The sequence below is a fragment of the Enhydrobacter aerosaccus genome, from assembly GCF_900167455.1.
GTDB classification, from domain to species: Bacteria; Pseudomonadota; Alphaproteobacteria; order Reyranellales; family Reyranellaceae; genus Reyranella; species Reyranella aerosaccus.
Map to the genome: position 1 here is coordinate 138,123 of NZ_FUWJ01000009.1, position 18,726 is coordinate 156,848.

The 18,726-nt window shown below is 64.2% G+C and carries 17 protein-coding genes; 6 read left to right on the plus strand and 11 right to left on the minus strand.

Going from position 1 to position 18,726, the window contains the following annotated elements; genetic code table 11:
- From glgB to B5D62_RS24755, 3 genes are read right to left on the minus strand one after another with little or no spacing between them, the layout of a single operon-like run.
- A complete protein-coding gene (gene glgB / locus B5D62_RS24745; protein WP_085936727.1) occupies positions 1-2,190 on the minus strand; it encodes a 1,4-alpha-glucan branching protein GlgB in 2,190 nt (729 codons plus the stop codon).
- Positions 2,187-5,504, minus strand: coding sequence for a maltose alpha-D-glucosyltransferase (gene treS / locus B5D62_RS24750; RefSeq protein WP_085936728.1), 3,318 nt, complete (start codon positions 5,502-5,504; stop codon positions 2,187-2,189). Before treS ends, glgB begins: the two co-directional genes overlap by 4 nt.
- Entirely contained in the window at positions 5,501-8,671 is a 3,171-nt protein-coding gene (locus B5D62_RS24755) for an alpha-1,4-glucan--maltose-1-phosphate maltosyltransferase (protein WP_231714928.1), read from the minus strand. Before B5D62_RS24755 ends, treS begins: the two co-directional genes overlap by 4 nt.
- 204 nt (positions 8,672-8,875) lie before the next feature.
- On the opposite strand from B5D62_RS24755, the gene B5D62_RS24760 reads away from it, so the two are divergent.
- Positions 8,876-9,346, plus strand: coding sequence for a hypothetical protein (locus B5D62_RS24760; RefSeq protein WP_085936730.1), 471 nt, complete (start codon positions 8,876-8,878; stop codon positions 9,344-9,346).
- On the opposite strand, the gene B5D62_RS24765 is transcribed toward B5D62_RS24760, so the two are convergent.
- A complete protein-coding gene (locus B5D62_RS24765; protein WP_170921120.1) occupies positions 9,338-9,862 on the minus strand; it encodes a pyridoxamine 5'-phosphate oxidase family protein in 525 nt (174 codons plus the stop codon). The genes B5D62_RS24760 and B5D62_RS24765 overlap by 9 nt on opposite strands.
- 83 nt (positions 9,863-9,945) lie before the next feature.
- On the opposite strand from B5D62_RS24765, the gene B5D62_RS24770 reads away from it, so the two are divergent.
- Both B5D62_RS24770 and B5D62_RS24775 read left to right on the plus strand, forming a co-directional pair.
- A complete protein-coding gene (locus tag B5D62_RS24770) occupies positions 9,946-10,533 on the plus strand; it encodes a TetR/AcrR family transcriptional regulator (protein ID WP_085936732.1) in 588 nt (195 codons plus the stop codon).
- 179 nt (positions 10,534-10,712) lie between these two features.
- Entirely contained in the window at positions 10,713-11,126 is a 414-nt protein-coding gene (locus tag B5D62_RS24775) for a DUF2306 domain-containing protein (RefSeq protein ID WP_085936733.1), read from the plus strand.
- A gap of 114 nt (positions 11,127-11,240) precedes the next feature.
- Here the strand turns inward: B5D62_RS24775 and B5D62_RS24780 are convergent, their stop codons facing one another.
- From B5D62_RS24780 to B5D62_RS24790, 3 genes are all read right to left on the minus strand, one after another.
- Positions 11,241-11,849, minus strand: coding sequence for a hypothetical protein (locus B5D62_RS24780; protein ID WP_085936734.1), 609 nt, complete (start codon positions 11,847-11,849; stop codon positions 11,241-11,243).
- Positions 11,797-12,114, minus strand: coding sequence for a hypothetical protein (locus tag B5D62_RS24785; protein ID WP_085936735.1), 318 nt, complete (start codon positions 12,112-12,114; stop codon positions 11,797-11,799). Before B5D62_RS24785 ends, B5D62_RS24780 begins: the two co-directional genes overlap by 53 nt.
- A 153-nt stretch (positions 12,115-12,267) precedes the next feature.
- Positions 12,268-13,170, minus strand: coding sequence for an AraC family transcriptional regulator (locus B5D62_RS24790; protein WP_085936736.1), 903 nt, complete (start codon positions 13,168-13,170; stop codon positions 12,268-12,270).
- 147 nt (positions 13,171-13,317) lie between these two features.
- Between B5D62_RS24790 and B5D62_RS24795 the strand changes: the two genes are divergently transcribed.
- Positions 13,318-14,277 carry an aldo/keto reductase gene (locus B5D62_RS24795; RefSeq protein ID WP_085936737.1) on the plus strand — a complete coding sequence of 320 codons (960 nt, stop codon included), beginning with the start codon at positions 13,318-13,320 and terminating at the stop codon, positions 14,275-14,277.
- 340 nt (positions 14,278-14,617) lie between these two features.
- Here B5D62_RS24795 and B5D62_RS33080 read toward each other — a convergent pair whose 3' ends face one another.
- From B5D62_RS33080 to B5D62_RS24815, 4 genes are all read right to left on the minus strand, one after another.
- Positions 14,618-14,842, minus strand: coding sequence for a hypothetical protein (locus tag B5D62_RS33080; protein ID WP_139374074.1), 225 nt, complete (start codon positions 14,840-14,842; stop codon positions 14,618-14,620).
- 249 nt (positions 14,843-15,091) lie between these two features.
- Positions 15,092-15,334: a hypothetical protein gene (locus B5D62_RS24805; protein ID WP_085936739.1), complete on the minus strand. Its 243-nt coding sequence runs from the start codon at positions 15,332-15,334 to the stop codon at positions 15,092-15,094.
- On the minus strand, positions 15,335-15,805 hold the full coding sequence (locus B5D62_RS24810) for a DUF4265 domain-containing protein (RefSeq protein ID WP_085936740.1): 471 nt from the start codon (positions 15,803-15,805) through the stop codon (positions 15,335-15,337).
- Between the two features lie 200 nt (positions 15,806-16,005).
- Complete coding sequence (locus B5D62_RS24815; RefSeq protein WP_139374075.1) at positions 16,006-16,329, minus strand: hypothetical protein; 324 nt, start codon at positions 16,327-16,329, stop codon at positions 16,006-16,008.
- Between the two features lie 217 nt (positions 16,330-16,546).
- On the opposite strand from B5D62_RS24815, the gene B5D62_RS24825 reads away from it, so the two are divergent.
- Together B5D62_RS24825 and B5D62_RS24830 are read left to right on the plus strand one after the other, a co-directional pair.
- Positions 16,547-16,945: a hypothetical protein gene (locus tag B5D62_RS24825; RefSeq protein WP_085936743.1), complete on the plus strand. Its 399-nt coding sequence runs from the start codon at positions 16,547-16,549 to the stop codon at positions 16,943-16,945.
- A 426-nt stretch (positions 16,946-17,371) separates the two neighbouring features.
- Positions 17,372-18,694: a hypothetical protein gene (locus B5D62_RS24830; RefSeq protein ID WP_085936744.1), complete on the plus strand. Its 1,323-nt coding sequence runs from the start codon at positions 17,372-17,374 to the stop codon at positions 18,692-18,694.
- Positions 18,695-18,726: the final 32 nt, after the last annotated feature.

The following is an 18,726-nucleotide window of genomic DNA, read 5'->3' on the forward strand; positions in this document are numbered from 1 at the left end:
TCAGCCTTCTGCGCGCAGGACGAGGGTGGCAAGCGGCGGCAAGGTGAGCTCGACCGACTGGCCCTCGCCCTGCCAGGCCAGGGGAGCCGCACGGACGCCGCCGCCATTGCCCATGTCCGAGCCGCCATAGTGACGGGAGTCGGTGTTGAGGATCTCGCGCCACACGCCCGGCCGGGGCACGCCGATCCGATAATGGTGGCGCGGCGTCGGCGTCATGTTGCAGACGACCAACAGCGGCGCCTGATCGTCGTTGCCCTGGCGGAAATAGGCGAACACCGAGTTGGAGCGGTCATCGCCCACGATCCAGCGGAAGCCCGACGGGTCGCTGTCACGCACATGCAGGGCCGATTCGTTGCGGTAGAGATTGTTGAGATCACGCACCAGCCGCTGGATCCCGGCATGGTCGGGATTGTCGAGCAGGAACCAGTCGATCTCGCGGTCGTGGCTCCATTCGCGCTCCTGCGCGATCTCGCCGCCCATGAACAGCAGCTTCTTGCCGGGATGGGTCCACATGAAGCCGAAATAGGCGCGCAGGTTGGCGAACTTCCGCCAGCGGTCGCCCGGCATCTTGCCGAACAGCGAGCCTTTGCCGTGCACCACCTCGTCGTGCGACAGCGGCAGGATGAACTTCTCGGAGAAGCCGTAGAGCAGGCCGAAGGTGAGTTCGTTGTGGTGATAGGAGCGATAGACGGGATCGCGCTCCATGTAGAGCAGCGTGTCGTGCATCCAGCCCATGTTCCATTTGTAGAAGAAGCCCAGCCCCAACTCCTTCTCCGACCGTGTGACGCCGGGCCAGGCGGTCGATTCCTCGGCGATGGTGATGGCGCCGGGGCAACGCTCCTTCACGACCGCATTCAGATGGCGCAGGAAGTCGATCGCCTCGAGATGCTCGCGGCCGCCATAGATGTTGGGAATCCATTCCCCCGGCTTGCGGCTGTAGTCGCGATAGAGCATCGAGGCCACGGCGTCGACGCGCAGCCCGTCGACATGGAAGCGTTCGAGCCAGTGCAGGGCGCTGGCGATGAGGAAGCCTTGCACCTCGCGGCGGCCGAAATTGTAGATGTAGGTGTTCCAGTCGTGATGGAAGCCTTCGCGCGGATCGAGATGCTCGTAGAGCGCGGTGCCGTCGAACCGCGCCAGCCCATGCGGGTCGGTCGGGAAATGCGCCGGCACCCAGTCGACGATCAGGCCGATGCCTGCGGCGTGCAGGCGATCGACGAACTGCGCGAAATCCTGGGGCGAGCCGTAGCGGCCGGTTGGCGCGAACAGGCCCAGCGGCTGATAGCCCCACGAGCCGCCGAAGGGATATTCCGCGACGGGCAGCAGCTCGAGATGCGTGAAGCCCATGTCGACGACATAAGGGATCAGCCGCTTCGCCGCGGTCTCCCAGGAGACGCTGCCGTCGGGCCGCATCCAGGACCCGAGATGCACCTCGTAGATCGAGATCGGCCGGTCGACCGCCTGCCGCTCGGCCCGGCTTTGCATCCAGCCCTCGTCGTGCCAGCGATGCGCGCGCGGCGAGGCGACCACGGATGCGGTGGCCGGGGAAGGTTCGGCCTGTTGCGCCAGCGGATCGGCCTTCTGCGGCTGGCGCACGCCGCCCGGGCCGATGATGTCGAACTTGTAGCGCGCGCCGGGCGCCAGGCGGGGAACGAACAGTTCCCAGACGCCGGCCGGATAGCGCAGCCGCATGGGGTGGCGGCGCGAGTCCCAGGCGTTGAAGTCGCCCACGACGGCGACCCGGCTGGCATTGGGGGCCCAGACGGCGAAGCCGACGCCTTCGACGCCTTCCATGGTACGGACATTGGCGCCCATGGTGCTGGCCAGCTCGAAATGGCGGCCTTCGCTGAAGAGATGCAGATCGAGATCGCCCAGTAACTCGCCGAAGGAATAGGGATCCTCCGTCTCCTGCACCGCGCCCGGCCAGGTGATGCGCAGCAGGTAAGGCGCCTTGTCCGCGACCAGCCCTTCGAACAGGCCGGTCTCGCCACGTTGTGGCAGCGTGGCGATCGACGCGCGATCCGCTCGCCGCAGCACCTCGACGGCGCTCGCTCCGGGAAGGAAGGCACGGATCACGCGGCCCTCCGGCGTGTCGTGCGGTCCGAGGACGCGGAACGGATCGCCGTGCCGGGCGCCGGCGAGGGCGTCGGCGTCGTCGCGCGACAAGGCATAGGCGGAGGAAAGAGTCATGGAACGGCCCGGCCCTTGTCAGCGAGGATGTGGTTGCACAGACGGAACAGGCCCTGAAGCGGGACCGAGAGCCAGGCCGGGCGGTTGTTGGCCTCGTAGACGACCTCGTACGCCGCCTTCTCGACCATGAAGAAGAGAAGCAGGTCCTCGTTGTCGAGACCGGGCAGATCGCCGACTCCGGCGCGATAGGCATCGTAGAAGGTGCGCGAGGCGCCTTCGCGCAGGCGCGACATGAATTTCACGCGGGTCGCCTCGGCCAGGGGCAGCGTCGAGGGCGTCTTGGGATCGAGCGTCGTGGCGACGGCATAGTCGATCGAGCGCAGCAGGCCGGCGACGTCCTGCAGCGGGCTCATCTTGGCGCGCCGCTCCTCCAGGGGCCGTCCCGGCTCGCCCTCGAAATCGATGATGTAGGCATCGCCGGTCGCGACCAGGACCTGGCCGAGATGGAAATCGCCATGGATGCGCGTCAACAGCGCGCCCTTGCCCGACCGTGCCAGCCGCTCGACCGAGCGGAAAAGCTGCTGCTTCTTTTCGAGCAACTGCGACGCCGCCGAATCGTCGGCCTCGTTCTCGCCGGTCTTGCGCTTGGTGATGATGTCGTAGGCCTGGTCCAGCAGCGAGCGGGCGCGCGCAATCCATTGCGTGACGTCCTCGGCGACGCTGACCCGCGGCGCGAATGCCTCGTTGTCGGTCTCGCGCGCGAGGACGACATGCATGGCGGCGAGCTGCCGGCCGATGGTTGCGGCTATGGCGTAATAGTCCTCGACATGGTCGGCGCGATTGTCTGTCGCGGCGTCGTGCGTGGCGAGATCGTCGACCGCGCGCTTGAACTGGTTCAGCGTCCAGGTCCAGGCGTCGCCCTGGTTGCGCACGAAGGCCTGGGCGACGGCGAGCGAATAGCGCTGGCCTTTGGTGTCGACCCGCACCACCTCACCCAGCAGGGCCGGCGTGTTCGAGAAGCCCTGCGCCGTCAGATAGCGCGTCATCTCGGCCTCGGGGTGCTGACCGGCCGAAACGCGACGGAATATCTTCAGCATGGTGGTGTCGTCGACGATCAGCGAGCTGTTGGACTGCTCGGCCGACAGCCAGTTGATGCCGACATCGGGTTGGGCTCGCAGCACCTCGCGGCCCGCTTCCGTTGCGGAGAAGATAATCTTGCCTTCGGGGGAATCGATCTCCTTGCCGTCGGCCATGGCATTCACGATCGTCGGCGCGAAGCTCTGCAGGGCGAAGGCGTCGGTCAGCAGGCCGATGCGCCGTGCCCGGCGAACCCGGGCGATGGCAAGCTGGCTCGGCAGCGGGCCGGCGGTCTCGTCCTCCCACAGCATCGACAGCGGCAGCAGCCAGCGGCTGGGCTTGCCGTCGATGCGGGCCTCGACCTCGGAGATGAGGAGATCGCGGTCGGCGCCGGGCAGGGAGGCCGTATAGGCGATGCGCACGGCCTCGATCTTCTGGTCCTTGGCCGAGAACCAGCGACGCTTGGCGAGGTAGGTGGGCAGCACATCGCGTTCGAGCAGGGTGCTGGCGGACTGTGCGAGTGCGGCGGCCAGGCCGTCGCGCATCACGACCAGGGTGACATAGTCGGGCATGGGCTCCGGCGCCGGTGTATGCCAGGAGGGGGCTTCGCTCTCCTTGGCAAGGATGAACCAGTAGAAGCCGAAGCCCGGCAGGGTCAGCAGGTAGGTGAGCTGGCCGATCGGCGGAAACAGCGAGCTGCCGCTCAATTCGATCGGCACGCGGCCGGCGAATTCGGACAGGTCGAGCTCGACCGCCTGCGGTGTGCGCGACACGTTGGCGACGCACAGCAGCGTCTCGTCGTTGCCCTCGCGCAGATAGGCAAGGACCTTGCGGTTCTTCGGATACAGGAAGCGCAGCGTGCCGCGTCCGAACGCGGCATGGGCCCCGCGGATCGCCAGCATGCGGCGCATCCAGTGCAGCAGCGAGTGGGCATCGCGCGACTGCGCCTCGACATTGACGGTCTCGTAGCCGTACAGCGGATCCATGATGGTGGGCAGGGCGAGCGCGTTGAAGTCGGCGCGGGAGAAGCCGCCGTTGCGGTCGGGCGACCATTGCATCGGCGTGCGCACGCCGTCGCGGTCGCCCAATCGGATATTGTCGCCCATGCCGATCTCGTCGCCGTAGTAGATGACCGGGGTGCCCGGCATCGACAGCAGCAGGCAGTTCATCAGCTCGATGCGGCGGCGATCGCGCTCCATCAGCGGCGCCAGCCGGCGGCGGATGCCGAGATTGATGCGGGCGCGGCGGTCGGTGGCGTAGGTCTGCCACAGATAGTCGCGCTCCGAATCGGTCACCATCTCCAGCGTCAGCTCGTCGTGATTGCGCAGGAAGATCGCCCACTGGCAGCTCTCGGGGATCTGCGGCGTCTGGCGCATGATGTCAGTGATGGGAAAGCGATCCTCGCGGGCGAGCGCCATGTACATGCGCGGCATCAGCGGGAAATGGAACGCCATGTGGCATTCGTCGCCGTCGCCGAAATACTCCTTGGTATCCTCGGGCCACTGGTTGGCCTCGGCCAGCAGCATGCGGTCGGGATAGGAGGCGTCGATCTCGGCGCGGATGCGCTTCAGGATGGCATGGGTCTCGGGCAGGTTCTCGTTGTTGGTGCCCTCGCGCTCGCACAGATACGGCACGGCGTCGAGCCGCAGCCCGTCGATGCCGAGATCGAGCCAGAAGCGCATCACCGACAGCACCGCCTCGACCACGCGCGGGTTGTCGAAGTTGAGATCGGGCTGGTGCGAATAGAAGCGATGCCAGTAATAGGCCTGCGCCACCGGATCCCAGGTCCAGTTGGAGCGCTCGGCGTCGACGAAGATCACGCGCGTCCCCAGATACTTCTGGTCGGTGTCGGACCAGACATAGAAGTCGCGCATGGCGGAGCCCGGCTTGGCCTTGCGGGCACGCTGGAACCAGGGATGCTGGTCCGAGGTGTGGTTGATGACGAGTTCGGTGATGATGCGCAGGCCCTTGCGGTGCGCCGCGGCAATGAAGCGCTTCACGTCGGACATGGTCCCGTATTCGGGATGGACCGAGCGGTAGTCGCTGATGTCGTAGCCGTCGTCGAAGCGCGGCGAGGGATAGAAGGGCAGCAGCCACAGCGTGTTGACGCCGAGATCGGCGATGTAGTCGAGCTTGGAGATCAGGCCGGGAAAGTCGCCGATGCCGTCGTTGTTGGCGTCGAAGAACGACTTCACGTGGAGCTGGTAGATGATGGCGTCCTTGTACCAGTCGAGGTCGCGCGTCGAGACGTTGGCGGCCTCGGCGGCGCGGGCGAACTCCTTGCTCTGGACATTCATGTGCGGCCTCCCTGCTCGCTCCACAGGCGCCAGATCGCGTAAGGCAGGACGCCTGGATCGAGCCTCAGATGCTGTCCCTTGCCGGTCCAGGTGAAGCGGTTGCCCGTCACCAGGTCCTCGGCCTGCAGCGAGCCGTTGTCGGGCAGCTTCCATTCCCACAACGGCAGCTCGAAATCGGTCTCCTGCGGCCGATGCGGGTCGAGCGTGACGGCCACCAGGATCATGTCGTCGACGGCGCCGTTGGTGGCGGGCAGAGCCTTGCCGTAGACCAGCATCTGGTCGTTGCCGGCATTGTAGAAGCGGATGCCGCGATGCGTGTGCAGGGCCGGATGGGCGCGGCGCAGGCGGTTGAGTGCCGTGATCTCGGCGACGATGTTGCCGGGCGCATTGAAGTCGCGGACCCGGATCTCGTACTTCTCGGAGTCGAGATATTCCTCGCGCCCCGGAAGGGCCGCCGACTCGCACAGTTCGAATCCGGAATAGACGCCCCACAGGCCCGAGGTGGTGGCGGCGAGCACGGCGCGGATGAGAAAGCCGGCGCGTCCCGAGCTCTGGAGAAAGAGCGGGTTGATGTCGGGCGTGTTGACGAAGAAGTGCGGGCGGAAGAACTCGACCGCCGGCGGGCTGGCCAGCTCGTTGAGATACTCGATCAGCTCGACCTTGGAATTGCGCCAAGTGAAGTAGGTATAGGACTGCGAGAAGCCGACCTTGGCCAGCCGGTACATCATCTTGGGCGCGGTGAAGGCTTCGGCCAGGAAGATCACGTCGGGATGACGGCCGCGCACGTCGGCGATCATCCACTGCCAGAAGGGCAGCGGCTTGGTGTGCGGATTGTCGACGCGGAAGATCTTCACGCCCTGCTCGACCCAGAACAGCACGACGTCGCGCAGCGCCTCCCACAGGCTCGGCAGCGCTCCCGCCGCATAGAAGTCGACATTGACGATGTCCTCGTACTTCTTGGGCGGGTTCTCGGCGTGCTTGATGGTTCCGTCCGGCCGATGGCGGAACCAGTCCGGATGCTGCTTCAGCCACGGATGGTCGGGCGAGCACTGGATCGCGTAGTCGAGCGCGATCTCGATGCCGTGCTCGGCCGCCGCCGCGACCAGCCGGCGGAAATCGTCCAGCGTGCCGAGCTGCGGGTGCACCGCATCGTGGCCGCCCTCGTCGCTGCCGATGGCGTAGGGGCTGCCGGGATCGTCCGGCCCGGCCCGAAGGGCGTTGTTGCGGCCCTTGCGCTGGCTGGTGCCGATGGGATGGATCGGCGGGAAATAAAGCACGTCGAAGCCCATGTCGCGCACGCGCGGCAGCCGCTCGATTACGTCGGCGAACGTACCGGGCCGCCGGGGGTCGTCGGTCTGCGAGCGCGGAAAGAGCTCGTACCAGCTGGCGAAGCCCGCGGCCGGCCGTTCGACCTCGAGCGGCAGAGGATCGGCACGCGTCACGAAGCTGCGTGGCGCATCGGCGTCGACCAGCGCCTTTTCCTCGGCACGCTCGACCGAAACGTCGACGCCCGCTTCCTGCTTGAGCTGCAAGGCATGCCGTACGGTCGCCAGCTCGTCGAGCCAGGCCTCGATGGTGAACTGCCAGCGACCGACGCGTGACGGCGTCATCGTGGCGCGCCAGCGGTCGTTGGGCAGCGGCGTCATCGGCGCGCGCGTCCAGCTCTTCTGGTCCGCCGCCTTCCACAGCAGCTCGGCCCCCAGCACGTCGTGTCCATCCATGAAGATGTCGGCCTCGACGGTGACCGTCTCGCCGACGATGCGCTTGGGGGCGAAGGGGCCGCCCTCGACGCGCGGCGTGATGTTGTCGATCACGATGCGCGGCGCCTTGGTGGCGGCACGCAGTCTTTCCTTGCGGCGGGCGGCGGGCTCGACGACGTCCGGCTGCTCCGTCAGCGTCACCAGCCGGACCTCGCCGGGTTCGAACGTGTCGTTCATCGGGTCCTGGGTTGTGAGCGGGACGGGAAGGGGGAGCGGCTGGCGCAGGTCGCTGTTGATACAGAGCGCCATGGCGGCGCTGCGCGACTCCAACACGGAGACTCGGCTGCCGGGTCCGGTGAGGCCGCGCCATTCGCCGGGCAGCACCAGGGTCGCCGGCGCGCGATCGAGCGCCTGGTTCACGGCCAGAATGTCGGCGCGGAGATCGCCCTCGGCGTCGCGCTCGATCTCCGCGAAGTCGCCCGGCTCGGAAAAGCGCGGGTCCATGGTCTGGCGGGCCATGAATTCGAAGCCCATCGGGACGAGCAGGCCGCCGCCAGTGGCTGCGGCGAGATGCAGGGTGCGGCGAAAGAGGAGGCGTCGCTGCTCTGCATCCGATTCCTTGGCGCCCAGCCGGTCGGCGAATGGCGCTTCGGCGAGGCCGACCACCGGCGCAATGCGATGCAGGTTGTTGTGCTCCTCGACGTACCAGCTCGCGCGCCCATCCCACCAGGGCGTGGAGGCGAAGGTGCTGTCCAGCCCGAGTCCGGAGAAGCTCGCGATCCGCTCCCAGGGCGCGGCGGATGTCCAGGCCAGGAACCGGCAGCGGGGCACCTCGCGGCGTGTGGCCATGATCAGCTGGCGCAGGGCCGGCGCCGGCAGTCGCTCCAGGCCGACCAGCCGGAAGCCGTCCAGACCGGCCTCGACCAGCGTGACCAGCCGTTCGGCCCACCAGTCGGCGAAGGTGAGGGCATCCTCGAAGCGTGCCGGAGCGGCATGAAAGAGAGAGGCGGGATCGCGCGGATCGATGAACAGGCCGATGCGCTCCGGCGCGCCGAACAGATCGGGAAACAGCAGCGCCGTCTCGCCTTCGGCCGCGACGCGATCGAGCGTCACATCGGCCAGGACGGCGAGGCCGTGCTTTCGCGCCGCCTCGGCGATCGCCCGCGCCGCCATCTCCATCGAGCCTTCGATGCCGAGGGCGGGGTCGGGCCGGTCGTGCTGGGCGGCGAGGAAGAGATCGTTGTCGGAGCCGGGCGCGAAGGGCGGGGCGATGCAGAGATGACCGAAACCCATGCCGGCGATGCGCTCCAGATGCCGGTCCCAATCGGACACCGGCCCGGCCAACCGCTGATTGAAGTAATAGATGCGGAACGGGGCGGGAGAGATTGGCGGAGCGGGTAAACGCGTCTCGGTGTGCGACGGATCCGGAGCCTTCAGCTGCTGCGCCATACGGATAAAACGCAGCAACTCCAAATGGTTCCGCGCCTCGACGCGATATAAGAATCTTGCATCCACCTGCGCGTTGTGCCGCCCGCGCAACGCTTGGCGATGCCTCCGCGTTCCGACCTCCGAGCCGCTGCCGGACGGGCTGTTGCGACGTCGGTCGGCCGCTCGGCTCGATACGCGACGTCACGATACCCGCGACTTCACAATACCAAGGGCGGTCCCTCCATGCGCACCTTCGTCCTGCCGCTGGCCTGCATCGCCGGACTGTCTGGCTGCTCCTTGAACGACTCGCGCCTGGCTCACCAGGCCCAGTCCGGACTGGTCGGGTTTTCCGAGCGCGACCTCGATAGTTGTCTCGGGGTACCCAATCGCAGAGCCGAGTTCGGGCAGACGACCATCCTTTCCTATGACGGCGCGTCCTCGACCAGCAGCGGCGGCATCGCTGTGACGCTGCCGATCGTGGGCGGCATCAGCTTCTCCGGCGGCGGCTATTGCCACATCATTGCGCGCCTGGAGAATGGCCGCGTGGCGAGCATTCGCTACAACGGCGAGAAGGACGCGACCGCGGCGCCGGACGCCTATTGCGCTCCCCTGGTCAGGGCTTGCTTCGTCCGTGTGCCGGTACGATCGCTGACGACCAGGGTGACGGATCCGCAGCCGACGCCGCCGGCCGAGCACCCTGCCGCATCACCGTGACAGGAGCGGCACGAGATGCCAGCGCCCGCCGGGCTGACGCTTCAGCACGGTCGGCGCCAGGCCGAACGGCTCCGGCGTGACGCCGCGAATCCACAATTCCATGGCTTCGACATCGAGCTCGAGGAAGGCGGCATGGGCGCGGTCCTGCTCGGTCGGAAAGTAGGCCTCGTAGGCGTTCTTCCAGCGCCGCCGCACCTCGCTCTCTTCGGCGCGCAGCACCGCCCGGCCGCTCACCGCCACATAGGCATCGCTGGGATCGTGCTGGAAGACGAGACTGACCGTGCCGTCGTGGGCGAGGTCGGCCGTCTTGCGTGAGCGGCCATCGGTGACGAAGCGGATGCGCCAGTCGTCTTCGTCGGGATCGTGCAGCAACCGGCCCATCGGCCGCGCCCGGGTGTGGCCCTCCGGCGTCGTCGTCACCAGCCAGCAGTAGCGCACTTTCTCGATCGTCCGGGCCGCTCCGGCCAGGAGCTGCGCCACATCGGTGGATTGGGTTTCGGTTCTCGCTTCCAACATCGGAGACTCCCTTGTTCGAAGACTGGTCCGTGCCTGTGCTGCCATATGTAGACGAGAGAGTCTAGACGTATTAGTCTAGAACTATGGGACGCTCCCTGTTCAGTCATGCCGACTTCCTTGCCGCCGCCCGCGCGCTCGCGGCCGAGAACGGGCCGGCGGCGGTGACGGTCGACGCCATTGCCGCGCGCCTGAAGGCGCCGAAAGGCTCGTTCTATCACCGCTTCGCCTCGCGCGACGCCCTGCTGGGCGAGCTGTGGCTCGCTACCGTGCTCGCCTACCAGGAAGGTTTCGTGCAGACAATCGAGGCCGGTGACGGACTCGCCGCGGCGCTGCACACGCCGGCCTGGGTGCGGGCGAACCTCGACGATGCGCGCCTGCTGCTGCTCTACAGCCGCCACGATTTCGTGCAGGGAGAATGGCCGGCGGCGCTCAGGCGCGGCGTGCGGGAGCAAACAGAGCGCTTTGAAGCCTGCCTGGAAACATTCGCGCGCGACGCTTTCGGGCGGGCCGGTACGTCGCAGATCAGGCGCGCCACCTTCGTGCTGGCCGAGGTGCCGACCGCCGCCGTGAAGCAGCACCTGCAGCGCCGCGAAGTCCCACCGCCCCTGGTCGACGAGCTGATCGCGACCACCTATCGCGCCATTGTCGGGCCAGGCAAGGCACGTTCATGAGGCGCGCCGATGCGTCGAGGCCAAGGCCGGCATCGTCCAGTGCGTCGCCTTCTGCAACGCACTATGGTTTGCGCGTCTTCGACTTGATCTCGCTGCCGACGGGGCGGCAAAAGCGCGAGGTCGAGAAGCGCCTCGAGCGAATACTCTGAAGTTGGCCTCGCAAGCACCATGACCCTGCCATGACCCTCACACCCATCGTCGCCGTCCACATGACGGTGGCGCTCCTCGCCACGGCCCTGGGGCCTGTCGCTCTTTGGGCGCGCCTCGGCGCGCGCCAGCGCCCGGTGCTGCATCGCGCCTTCGGCTATGCCTGGGTCACGCTGATGATCGTGACGGCGGTCAGCGCGATGTTCATCCGCAGCACGCTGTCTTTCAGCATCGCCGGCTTCTCGCCGATTCACCTTTTGATTCCGTTCACGCTGATCAATCTCTTCATGGCGTTCCGGGCGTTGTCACGCGGTGAGATCCGCCGGCATCGGCGGCATATGCTGGGCGTCTACTTCGGCGCCTGCGTGATCGCGGGGTTTTTCACCCTCGTCCCCGGGCGATACCTGGGGAATCTGATCTGGCATGACTGGCTGAGGTGGATCTAGGTTCCGGGTGACGAAGTGGTGAAACCAGAGCCGGATCGAAGCTGGTGAAGCGAGCGTGGGCGTTGCCAACGATCTGCCTGCGCATCGGATTGAGAAAGACGAGCAGACACCGTCTCACCGGCTCCAGGCCGTGCTCGATGGGACGAGCGACAGACGCAGCGGAGATCGCACGGCGGGAGCGACGACGCTCCGGTCGTCGACGGTCTGTCGTTCGTCGTCGGTGAGCCTGGTCCAAATGGGGAGTGGCGGGCGTCGGGTTTGCGGGCCGCCGTCCGCGGCGGGTTGGGCGAGCCAGTCGGTGACGGCGTGGGCGAGGTCGGCGCGGGCCTTCAGGGCCTCGCGCTTCTTCGTGCCGAAGGTGACGTCGATGAAATGCTGGTTGGTGGCGCGCTGGCTGGGATTGTCGGGCCAGTCCGATTCGTTCTGTGTCGCCGCGGCCTGGTACGCGGCGTCCAATGCATCGGGGTCGTGGGTGTCGGGCGGGGCGAGGCCCTTGAGATAGTCCTGTCCGGCCAGATGCTCGCGCGCGGCGGCGATCAGCGGATCGAGGAGGACACGCTCGGCCGGATCGATGCGGTCGCCGGCGCGGGCCTGGAGGACGATCGCCGTCCTGCCATCGATAGACCGAGACGTACCCTCGGCTGATCTCCGACGATCGCCCCGCGCCGACTTATTGCGGCGGACCGAAGGTGAGCCGGCCGGCCTCGCCGCCGGCTCGTGCATACTGCACGGCTTCTTCCCAGAGTGCGGCGATGGCGGGATCGGCCGGCAGCCCGTCGGGCCGCGTCGCCAGTTCCTGCAGCAGCCTGCCCAGCTCCTCCGAGTCGATGGCGACGCGCAACTGCTCGATGAGCCAGTACATCGCCGTATAGGCCTGGCTGTCCGTCAGCGACGTCGCCTTGCTTGCGGCCAGAGCGAACTGCACGGCATCCTGCCAGTCCTCGACGATGGCGCTGTCGGCTGGCTCGCCGTCTTCCAGCAACGACATATCGCCGAGTAGCCCGACCAGACCGCTCCGCTCGCATTACCCCGACTCGCACGCCACCACCAGATCGGGAATCCCATCCGGGACTCCTCCGCTAGATTTCATCCGCTAGGCGATTTGGCGCCAATTGTCTTCGATGGTGAGTTTTTGCTCAGCTCAAATACCGTATTCGTCGGGATCCTTTGATTCAACTCGCATGCGTGCAGCGTCCTTGGAAGGTGGAATCCCGAATAATCGGGAATATTCACGGCTGAACTGAGATGCACTTTCGTATCCCACTGCAAATGCCGCGTGCGTGGTGTCTGAACTCGTCACGAGCAGTCTTCGTGCGGCCTGCAGGCGCAAGGTTTTCTGGTATTGCAGAGGGCTCAATGACGTCACCGCTTTAAAATGACGGTGGAATGATGGAACGCTCATGCCTGCAATTGCCGCAAGCGCCTCGGTTCGAAGTGTTTGATTGAGATTCTGCCGAATCCACGCAACGGATCGTCGAATATTTTCAATTCCGTGTCCTTGGCGAATTGCCTGCCGTAGCATGTCGCCGTGTCCGGTTTGCAGTAAACGATATAGAACTTCCCTTTCACGTCCCGCGCCGAGCGCGGCAATGTCTTCCGGAGTGTCCAGAAGTGCGAGCAAGTGCTCCATCGCTTCCAGCAGTGCGGTAGTCCCTCGCTCGACACCGAACCCGTTGCGGTGACCCGCTCTCGCCGATTCGGCCGCTGCATCGCCGACGAGGGAAGCCAGCGCGTCGCGGTCGAGCGTCAGCGCTACCGCCATGTAAGGCCTTTCCACATCCGCCTCGAGTATGCAGCCCATTGCCGGCAATTCGATTGCTGAGGCAAAGCAACTCGCGGCTTCGAAGCGAAGGACGTTTCCCCCGATCAACACCTGCTTCACGCCCTGCAGGACCACGCAGATCATTGGATCGCACAAGGTCATGGCTGGAATTGTCCGATGCGCCAAAACCGCCAGGAAAAGGTTGGGGATCGCCGTAACGCCTCCCGGACCTGGCGCATGGCCAAGAACGCGACCGCGGATGCGTTTGAGAAGCTCTTCCATTTTTGCATTCATAAGCCCGACCTCAGCTCGAGAGAAGAGGATTGATAGGATTAGGCAAAAGACAGAGAGCTTCTGGAATGCAAGTTTCGAATGTCGCCCATATTTTTTGCGAACAGCAAGAAATTACAAACGACAGGAGTGTCGGCGATGGCGTTGGCAAAGCGCGGATTAGGCAAAGGAGGTCCTGAAGTCTCGGCTCTCGGCTTGGGCTGTATGGGCATGTCGGAATTCTACGGTCACAGCGACCGCGAAGCGGCGCTCGCCACGATCGCTGCGGCGCTAGAGGCTGGCGTCACGCTTCTCGACACGGGCGATTTCTATGGCATGGGGCATAACGAAATGCTCCTGGCCGAGGCGTTGCGCGGCAAACGGGATCAGGCTTTCATTCAGGTCAAGTTCGGTGCGCAGCGCGGACCCGACGGTGCGTTTCTCGGCATCGACGCACGTCCCGCATCGGTCAAGACCGCGTTGGCGTATAGTCTCCGACGCCTAGGGACCGACCATGTCGATCTCTATCAAACGGGACTGGATCCCGCAGTGCCAATCGAAGATACGATTGGAGCGATCGGAGATCTCGTTCAGCAAGGCTATGTGCGCCACGTCGGCATCACCAACGTGGATGCCAATACGATCCGGCGCGCGCACGGGACGCAACCCATCACAGCATTGCAATTTGAATACGGCCTGATGTCGCGGGATATCGAGCATGAAATACTGCCGCTTTGCCGCGAGTTGGGAATCGGGATCACGGCCTATGGGGTCCTGAGCAGAGGTTTGCTTACCGGCAGCAAGGGCAGCGGCGAAGGTGACTTTCGCAATGTCCTGTATCCGCGCTTTCAGGGCGAAAACCTTACGCGAAATGAACGGCTGGCGGCTGCGCTGGCGAAAGTTGCCCAAAGCGAAGGAATCACAGCGGCTCAAGCAGCGATCGCATGGGTTGCTAGCCGGGGGGCGGACATCATTCCCCTCGTCGGCGCTCGCACCGTCGAACGGCTGACTGAAGCACTGAGGTCGCCCTTGCACCTCTCAAAAGAGGCCCTTTCCGAAATCGAGAGGGCTGTTCCCGAAAACGCTGTTAGCGGCGAGCGCTTCATGGTTGCGCACTAAGCAACCTACGGTCGGCGAGGGACAAAGATTGGGAGCTTCGCAATAACGTCTCAATCCCAACATCTAGAGGGAGGTGGCGCGCCCGACACGATTCGAACGTGTGGCTTCACCCTAAGTCGCATGCCACCACCAGATCGGGAATCCCCTTCGGGACTCCTCCGTTGGATTTTATCCACTAGCGTCACCTGCGGAAAAGACGTTGTGTGTCTCCTGCATCGTTCAGGCGTGTCGGCCTCTGATGGTCTGGAACCTAGCTTCCGGAGCTTGTGCCAGGGATGCATTGTTTCACAGGTATGGAGACACCGGCCGCTGTCGCGGCGATCACCTGCAGGTTATCACCTTAATACGTTCGGCCGTGACCGTCGGGATGCAGGTCAGGGTATCGCCGAGCGACAGGAACACTGATGTGCTGATGAAGGTTGTGAACGGCTTCGATCACGGTGCGGAGCATCTGCTTGCGCTCCGCCTCGTTTTCGACATCGCGAATAGCCTCATCCAAAGCGCCGAGCGAACGCTCCACCTGCTTCATTGCCCCAGCTATTCGGTTGGCCAACTCGCGCTTCATCTTGCTCCTCAGTCATTGGGTGGCCACAAGTAATTGTCATCGCCCTTTTTGCGAAGGCAATCTCTCATGCATCGCCGATAGGCGAAGAAGGCCGACGGTCTGCTGCCGAACAGACCTTGTTCGTACTTTTGAACGCATTCCTCATGGCACTCTGTTTGTTCCAAGGCGGAACGGGCAACAGGTATGACGCTGGGTGATGCCGGCAAGTATCTTTCTGCTGTGCCGGTATTGGCATTTAGATCAAGAGTTTCATCGATTGTCGCTTGATCCTCCGGATCGAGCTTCGTCCAGAGGGGGGCGTCGGGTTTGCGGGCCGCCGTCCGGGGCGGGCTGGGCGAGCCAGTCGGTGACGGCGCGGGCGAGGTCGGCGCGGGCCTTCAGGGCCTCGCGCTTCTTCGTGCCGAAGGCGACGTCGATGAAATGCTGGTTGGTGGCGCGCTGGCGGGGATTGTCGGGCCAGTCGGCCTGGTTCCGCGCGGTCGCGCTCTTCAATTAAGCCAAGTAAGCATACCCTTCCTGGAACAGCCAGACTTGATCTGCTTCTCCCCTTTCAAGAAGGTCATACACTTCCCGGACGTCGGCTGAAGACGGGACATCGACGGAGAGTAACAGCCGGCGGCCAACACTGAGATCTATGTGCGTGCTCTCATATGAACACCCTTTTCGCTCAAGCGCGTCCCAACAGGTCCAGAACCGCGATCCATCGGACTCGGCAAGGATCATGTAAGTCGAATGTCCGCTCCTTTCGACGACGCGGTCAAAGTCGAACACCAGCCCATCCTCAGTCGGTAGCGCCTTTACTACATCGTTGTGGCTGATACCCCTTGCGAAAAAAGGTGAGTTGGCCACTCGGAACAGCAGCGATCGTCCTGAAACCGGTTCCGCCCAAATGGACTCGTTCGCGTGTCCATGCCACTCGGAGGCATCGATTTTGATGCACACCTTTACGAGTTGCTGTGCCATTTTAAATCTCGCCTCCAGCTCCACGCCTGTACCATTCCTTCGGAGTTCGAGGACCGTTCTGTAAATTGCAGGATCTGCAGGATGGAGTCGCGCTTCTTTGTGCCGAAGGCCACGTCGATGAAGTGCAGGCAGTGTTCGATGGTGTCGCTCTCAGTCTGCTGCTGGCTTCTACCTCGTCCGCGAGAATCGATGTTTGAAAGTCAAGATTGATCCTTCTTCACTGGCGATACGCCCCGTGCGAGGCGAGACGCCTGTTCGAGCCGAGATCGCACTCTTTCGAACTGCTCGTAGTCTTGCCACTGAAAACTCCCATCGGGAAAATCAGGATGCAGTTCCGGATAGTCTTTGATGGTTGGAAGGGTGATCTGCATATACAGATCGCTGATCAGATCGGCGATGAAGTGGAGCATCCCTGATCGTTCCGCGTCATCTTCGATCGCTCTGATCGACGTGATGAGATGGTTGATGGCCGCATCCACTCCCTTCATTGCATCGATTACTTGTTCAGCAGTGTTCCTGCGCATCTGGATCTTCCTTCGTTTCGCGATAACACTAGAAGGCAAAGCCTTTCTCTTGCGTGCATTGTCTTATGCATGCGCGCATCATGCCCGCACCATCGAGCGAAAGGCGCCGATGCCGTTCCGACGCCACCGCGCGCCGATCGGCAAATTCTCGCACGTTCGGGAATGCAACCATGGATAGCTTCCATTATAGGTGATTCTCGTGGATAGTTCTCGCGAGATGAACGAGCCCAGGAATGAACTCCTGAAGAAGATCGCGGGAACCGCTTTGGGCGTTGCGGGGTTTGCCGCCCGGGTGACTATTTCATTCTTCGTCATCCTGTGGGCCTATGCGCTTGTGACAATTGCCTTTGACGGTCTCCTGGCGATGTCCTGGGCAAAGTTTCTTGCCGATCCCCTCATCCCTGTCGCTATCGCCATAATTGTCGGCGCGGTTATGCCATATCTTCTGTTCTTCAACGTCGTTTGCATGGTGGTGGACCCTTCTCTGGAGAGTTGTTTCCCCGAGCTCGTGCCGACATGGGCTTATCTTTGCGCCGGACTGGCGGCGATCCCTGTGGCGATCATCTGGGGGCGGATCTGCCTTCGGCGGTGCGGGCCGGCAAGCGAGTGGTTCTGATGCATCCGCGATTCCCGGATATCGTGGAGCTCCTGCCGGGTGCCATTGGCTGGTTCCTTGTGACCTTGCCGTTGACGTGGTTTGCCTGTGCGATGGTCCTTGCTTTGTCGCGATGTGATGGCCTGCTGACCAAGGCTTGTACGATCTTCGCCCTTGGCACCTCTGTCGGACACCTTACCCATTGGGGACTCGGGGCGCCGGATCCTCGGGACTCGCCGGATGGCCTGTGGGCCGTCGTGATTGCAGCAGGCCTTTCGTCTTTCTGGTCCATGATGTCGCTCCGACGCCAACGATCCCGCCGCGAGATCCAAGTTCCATGGCGACTTCCATCGTCACGTCCTTCTCTGGAGCCGTCGAATTCGTTGGCCTTATGGAGGAAGGTATCGGGGTCCCGCCGTTTGGATCGTTCCAGGTGCGAGAGTTGGCATGACAGGCCGGCTCCTCCGGCGTGATCGCCTTGCAATCGCCGCCATCCGCGCCGCCGTTGCCATTCTGCAGGCCTCTGTTCTGTTCGGCCTGCGGGAGAGCTATCGGTCGCCCACTGACGACCTGATCTTCGCTCCTGTACTGATGGTGGCGATCTTCGTGCCTGTTGTAGCCGCTGCGGGCATTGGAGAACTATCTCCAAAATGGCTGTTCGCCTGGATGGCGGCCGCTACCATCCTTTGCGCTGGGTTGGCCACGTTCGCCGTACTGCGTGATCGGACGGCAAGCGGGCCGAGCGGTTTCCTGTTCTGGTGCGGTTTCACGGCTCGGCTGGGCATCATCCTCCTGATCTTCCATTGTCTGGTGACGGCCACGGCTGCCGACCGGCGATGGCCGCCCACTGCCGCGACCTCCCGCGACTACTCCTGGACACTGATCGTCCGCCTGCTCCTGGTGGCTTTGGCGACTCTCCTCGCCTATGGAGGGATAGTCTCGGTCGCCAGTCTCGTCCGGCCCGCCGATATCGTTGAAGGCACGCCTCGGCTGGACGCCCCCGGGATCCTGCTTCTTACGATCGGCGTCATCCATCTGGCCTTCGCAGCCACGACTCGATGGTCATCGGGAGTGCGTGCCACACGGGCCGTCCTGCTGGCGTCACTATGCTGGCTTCTGCCTGCGACGGTCGTGCTGGCCATTGCCTTGTCATGCTCGCTGTTCCTTTCGGGCGGAACGCCGATGGAGGGATCTGCTTCGGCCGCCTTGCTGGGCTGCGCGGCGCTGCTGATCCTGTTGATCAATGCCGGACCGTGGCCGGAAGGTCGTGCGGGGAGCCGACTTCTGCGGCACGCCCGATGGGCTGGCGCCATTCTGATCGCGCCCCTGGTCGCCGGAGCCGCCGTGGTTTGGACAACCGCGTACGAGACAAACGGTGCGACACCGGCATCGATGACTGTCCTTGCCTGGATGACGATTGCCGCACCTTTTGCCGCTGGCTACGGTTGGACGGCAATTGCATCCGGGGCGAAGCTGCGGAGGCTGGCGAACACGAATCTTCTCGCCGTACCCTTCGCCGGACTGGTTCTGATAGCGATCTCCACGCCTCTCGCTGATCCCGCGCGCCTGGCAGTTCAGGCGCAGTATTCGCGCCTTGTTTCAGGACGGGTTGCGCCAGACGCCTTCGACTATGGGCTGCTGCGATTCGAGGGAGCCCGCTACGGTCGCGAGGCATTGGAGCGGTTGGCCCGCCTCCATGGAACGCCGAGAGACAACGATATCGCGCAGCGCGCCGCTGCCGCACTGGCGCTGACCGACGCCGACAATTGATCGGTCGAGCGCATCCTGCGACTGAGCGCTGT